General features: G+C 41.7%; 1 protein-coding gene. It reads left to right on the forward strand.

Annotated features, from left to right (window positions below; all coding sequences use genetic code 11):
* A partial coding sequence (locus Q0605_RS07875) for a hypothetical protein (protein WP_298705854.1) occupies window positions 1-1,327 on the forward strand: 1,327 nt, incomplete at both ends.

Here is a 1,327-nt window from a genome sequence, read left to right on the forward strand (position 1 = left end):
GCTTACGCAGATCAGACATATTCTACGAAGTGGAAGAGTGCTAAATGCGTAATTAACTCTTCTAGCAACGTGCCTAATAATAAAGGCATGGTAGGTTGCGATGTCGGAATGAAAAATAAGAGTATCGCCGAAAGCAGTGATCCTAAAATTTCAGCTACTAATACTAATTTAGTATTGCGATACCGACCAGATCGCATCAGGGTATCTCTCGTAAGTCTTGATAACGGCGTGACAAGCGGCGTGGGTAGCATTATAGGATCTAGAAACGTGCCAGTAACGGACAATAATATAACAGGTGGGATATCTGCGTATACATACTTCAATTCTCCAGACATTGAGAATAACGTCGTGATATATCCTGGTGAAGATCCTAGGCAAAATTTAGCCGTAACGCGTCAAATAAGCCAGCTAGCTATGCTTAGGGTTAATGCCGTAGCGTATCTATCCGATAAGGTTTATAAGGATGTCATCGCTACGCTTTATGACGGATATAAGCGAGATATCGGCGGTAACCCTCAGACTGTGTGCGGATTTTCAAGTGATCTTGATTTTGCGCTAGATTTCGGCTTTGATTGCGAACACAATAATGCTGACGGACGCTGCTCTAAGGCTACTAATGCTAGTGAGACTAGCGCAAATACAAACTATGTACCATATCCTAATAGATCTACCGTTACCTATCAGATTGATAGAGGTACACAGTTTTTTGCTGCGGATTCTGACGAGTGCCTAGGCTCTACGGGATATGATAGCAGATGCTATAAATATAATATAAGAAGCCAAAATAATGCTTCTACCACTGATGGAATTCCTGATTGGGAGGAAGCTGCATCTGGTGGTGGCTATGGATTGCCTATACCACTTAGAACGGCTCTTAATTACTACTCCGATGCTAATTTAGTAGGCGGGCTCATCAATAGACCGCAGGGCGGCGTAGGAATTAATTACGACTCTAAGTCGAGTTTATTTAGAATTTTGGCTCAAGGATTTAAAGAGGGACAAACTCCTGGCTCAACCGTGTATTTCAACTTCGCTAGGATGCAAAAAAGTCCTAGCACACCGGTGCTTATCTACGCCAGTGACTTCAATATCAGAGATGGTGTTAGTACCTCCGAAAATTTTTGGCCGTCAAAATTTGATAAGATGTACAATGCTATCTCGGATACAACTTCGGAGCAATATAAGAAAGATGATATAAAACTATCTCATGAGAGCTTCGATGACTTCGTTACTAGAAAGGTAGAAGAGACGACGGGAGTTAAAAAAGCAGATATGAGCGTTGCAAATAAGGTTGCTTATATAGCCGCCGCTAATTCTAATAGCAAAA

Source organism: uncultured Campylobacter sp. (genome assembly GCF_938017705.1).
Classification (GTDB): domain Bacteria; phylum Campylobacterota; class Campylobacteria; order Campylobacterales; family Campylobacteraceae; genus Campylobacter_B.